Genomic DNA, 3716 nt, shown 5'->3' with positions numbered 1-3716 from the left:
TACGCACCACTCCCCCCTTGAGGGGGAGTCGGCAAGACGAGGGCGCAAGCCCGATGTCGCGCCGGTGGGGGGAGCAGCTAAAGCGCCTGCTACACCCCACCGCCCAGGAGAACCGCAAGGGCCGCCTAGGCTCCCCCTCAAGGGTGGAGTGATGGGAATCTTTTCCCCTCGATTGCGTAACGGTTTGGCGGCGCTGGCCCTGGCGCGACAGTTTCCCCGAAACGGTGGTATAATCGCCGCCATGCGTAGCGTGGCGCGAATGGCTTTCCTCCTCTTGTTGGGCGTGCATCTTGGCGCCGGCGCGGAAACCGTTTACCGCTCGGTGGACAAGGACGGGGTCCCCATATTTTCCGATACGCCATCCAGCGATGCCGAAGAGATCGAGATCGAGAAGGCGCCGGCCGTTCCCTTCGTCGCCCCTCCCAAGCCCGGCGTTCCGCCAGCGACCGTCGGCGAAGAAAAACCGCAGGATGTCGCTTATGTTTCCCTGGTTATCGTTTCCCCCGCCGCCGACCAGGCATTGCGCACCAACGAGGGCAAGGTCAGCGTCTCCACGGTCTCGGAGCCGGCCCTGGCGTCCGGCGATCAGCTGGTCTTGTACCTGGACGGAAAGGAGGTCTTTCGGGGCGGGGGCGGCACTCAGCTCAGCGGCATCGGGCCCGGAACCCATTCTCTGGTCGCCGCGATTGTCGGCGCCGACGGCAGCGAGCGGATCCGTTCCGAGTCCGTCACTTTTCACCTGTTGCGCACCACCGCGCTGACCCGGAGGCTGATCAAGGAGAGGGAGGCGAAGAGGGCGTTGCCGCCTCCAAGCAATGTTACGCCGGTCGAGGTAGAGGCGGTCCGTGAGGTTGTGCGCACCCGGGGCCGGTCGCTTCGCGGCGGCCGCCGGTAGCGGGGTAGCCGGCAACGCCACGGAACCCCGCCGGCGCCCCGGGGGGGCGGCCGCCGGCAATTGCGCGCGTCTCGAATGATGAAACCGCCTCCCGCCTGGAACGGCCATTGGAACGGCCATTTTCTGGATGCCCTCAGTACCGCGGTGTTGCTGTTTGACGACGGCCTGCGCCTGCGCTCCATCAACGCAGCCGGGCAGGTATTGCTCTCTCTAAGCCCGGAGCGGGCACAGGGGCAGCCGGCGAGTCGGCTCCTGCCCGGAGCCGATCGCCTGTTCGCCATTTTTTTCCGCGCCCTGGAGGCCGATTCCCCTTACGTAGAGCTGGGCGTCGAGTTGCAGCGCCCGAATGACGCTCCGCTCATCCTGGATTGCGTCGTCACGCCCGTGTTTGAGCAGGGCGGCAAAGGTCTGCTGGCCGAGCTGGTCAATGCCGCCGCGCGGCGCCGGGCGGCCCGGGACGAGGCCATGCGCTCGGTTCACGCCGCCTCCAACGAGGCGGTGCGGCAGGTGGCGCACGAGGTCAAGAACCCTTTGGCCGGGATCCGGGGTGCGGCACAGCTCCTGCAACGGGACGAGGTCTCGGGGCGTTGCCGAGAATACCTGGACATCATTGTCAGGGAAACGGATCGGCTCAACCGCCTGGTGGACCGAATGTCCGCCGGCGCCCGCCCGCCGTTGCGGCAGCGGATCAACATCCACGAGGTGCTGGAGCACGTGTACGGCCTCATGCAGGCAGAGCGCCCGCCAGGGGTCGAACTGCACCGCGACTACGACCCCAGCCTGCCCGAGATCAGCGCCGACCGCGAGCAACTGGTGCAGGTCCTGTTGAACGTAGGCCGCAACGCCCTGCAGGCCGTGGGCGGGCAGGGCGAAGTCCGGTTGTGCAGCCTGGCGCAACGTCGCTGCACGATCGGCGGCCGCATGCACCGCCTCGGGATCCGCGTGGACGTGATTGATACCGGTCCCGGCCTGCCCCCGGGCCTGAACCACACCGCCTTCTATCCGATGGTCAGCGGCCGCCCCGGCGGCACGGGCCTGGGATTGCCGATCGCGCAGGCCCTGGTGCAGGCGCATGGCGGGGTGCTGCAATACGAGCGGCTGGGAGAGGAGACGATTTTTTCCCTGCTGTTGCCGCCGAGGCGCGAGCCATGAAGGAGTCCGCGGTCTGGGCCGCGGTCTGGGTAATTGACGACGACCGTTCCGTGCGCCGGGTCCTGGAGCGGGCCCTGCAGGAAGAACAGATCCGGGTGCTCAGTTTTGCCGACGCCAGCTCGGCTCTGGAGCGTCTGCACCGGGAGCGGCCCTCCCTGGTCATCTGCGACGTGCGCATGCCGGATATGGACGGCCTGGCCATGCTGGAAGAACTCAAGCGGCGCGCCCCCGACATCCCGGTGATCCTGATCACCGCCTATTCCGATCTGGAACGGACGGTATCCGCTTTTCGGCAGGGGGCGCTGGAATTTCTGGCCAAGCCTTTCGATCTGGACAAGATGATGCGGCTGGTGTTGCGCACCCTGCGTCATTCGCATTCCGGGGCACGGGGACCGGCGTCGGTCCCGTCCGTCCCGGCTGCCGACGGGCTGCTGGGAGACTCTCCCGCGATGCGCCGGGTCTTCCATGCCATCGGCAGGCTGGCCGGCTCCGATCTCGGCATCCTCATTACTGGCGAGTCCGGCACGGGGAAGGAGCTGGTGGCGCGCGCCCTGCATAGGCACAGCCGCGGGGCCGCCGGTTCTTTCGTCGCGATCAACACGGCGGCCATTCCGCGCGAGTTGCTGGAAGCGGAGTTATTCGGTCATGAAAAAGGCGCCTTTACCGGCGCTCTCCAGTTGCGCCGCGGTCGTTTCGAGCAAGCGGACGGCGGCACCCTGTTCCTGGACGAGATCGGCGACATGCCGCCGGAATTGCAGGCGCCCCTGTTGCGCGTGCTGGCGGACGGGGAATTCTACCGGATCGGCGGGATGGCGACGGTACATACGGACGTGCGGCTGATCGCGGCTACCCACCGCGATCTGGAGGAGCGTGTGCGGGCCGGGAAGTTCCGTGAAGATCTGCTGCACCGATTGAATGTCGCCCGCATCCATATCCCGCCCTTGCGGGAGCGGCCGGAGGATATCGCGGGGCTGGCGAGTCGCTTTTTGCGCGATGCCGCGAGCAAACAGGGCGTCGAGCCGCGCGTGCTGGAGGCCGACACCCTGGAGCATTTGCAGCGCCTGGAGTGGCCGGGCAACGTCAGGCAGGTGGAGAACTTCTGTCGCTGGGCGACCGTAATGGTCCCCACCCGCGAGGTGCATGTGGACGACCTGCCCCCGGAACTGCGCCCGGGGGCGCCGCCGCCGGACGCAGGGGAAGACTGGGAGCGGGGGCTGCGTGCCTGGGCGGAACAAAGCCTGGCGGCCAGCGGCGCCCGGCTGCTGGCGCAGGCCCTGCCGCGCGTGGAGCGGGTGCTGTTCGAGGCGGCGCTGCGGCGCTCCGGCGGCAACCGCTTGCAGGCGGCGCGTCTGCTCGGTTGCGGGCGCAACACCCTGTCGCGAAAACTCAAGGAATTGCGCCTGAAACCGTAGGCCGGATTCCTCCTGGCCTTTCGGGATGCCGCCGTGTTACCCCGAACCCCCGCCTCGCCATTCCCGCACGGAGCTTGCCCCTGGCTTGAACAGGGGCGGGCATCCAGCATCTGGGTATTTGCGGCGGGCGAGGCGTCAAGAGTCCGCGCACATGGCCCACTCCGCCATTCCGGCGAAACAGACTGTGTAAAAACCCTACGGGCATCCAGCGAATAAAGCCTACTCCGCCGTTTCCATGCCCCCCCTCGCCATTCCCG

3 protein-coding genes are annotated in these 3716 nt (G+C 67.5%); all 3 read left to right on the top strand.

What is annotated here, in order from left to right; translation table 11 throughout:
* The first annotated feature begins 259 nt into the window (after positions 1 to 259).
* The 3 genes from OXU43_06245 to ntrC all read left to right on the top strand — a co-directional run bounded on the left by OXU43_06245 (position 260) and on the right by ntrC (position 3459).
* The gene (locus OXU43_06245; protein ID MDD9824752.1) at positions 260 to 895 is read left to right on the top strand and encodes a DUF4124 domain-containing protein; all 636 of its coding nucleotides are present in this window, start codon (positions 260 to 262) and stop codon (positions 893 to 895) included.
* Between the two features lie 75 nt (positions 896 to 970).
* On the top strand, positions 971 to 2047 hold the full coding sequence (glnL, locus tag OXU43_06240; GenBank protein ID MDD9824751.1) for a nitrogen regulation protein NR(II): 1077 nt from the start codon (positions 971 to 973) through the stop codon (positions 2045 to 2047).
* Complete coding sequence (gene ntrC, locus OXU43_06235; GenBank protein ID MDD9824750.1) at positions 2044 to 3459, top strand: nitrogen regulation protein NR(I); 1416 nt, start codon at positions 2044 to 2046, stop codon at positions 3457 to 3459. The genes glnL and ntrC overlap by 4 nt, the downstream gene beginning before the upstream one ends.
* Positions 3460 to 3716: the final 257 nt, after the last annotated feature.

The organism is Gammaproteobacteria bacterium, from assembly GCA_028817255.1.
Classification (GTDB): Bacteria; Pseudomonadota; Gammaproteobacteria; order Porifericomitales; family Porifericomitaceae; genus Porifericomes; species Porifericomes azotivorans.
Note: the sequence above shows the minus strand (reverse complement) of the source record. Positions and strands in the feature narration are given on the sequence as shown.

Coding starts and splice junctions, on each gene's coding strand:
- ntrC (MDD9824750.1), top strand. CDS start 2,044: ATGAAGGAGTCCGCGGTCTGGGCCGCGGTCTGGGTAATTGACGACGAC.
- glnL (MDD9824751.1), top strand. CDS start 971: ATGATGAAACCGCCTCCCGCCTGGAACGGCCATTGGAACGGCCATTTT.
- OXU43_06245 (MDD9824752.1), top strand. CDS start 260: ATGGCTTTCCTCCTCTTGTTGGGCGTGCATCTTGGCGCCGGCGCGGAA.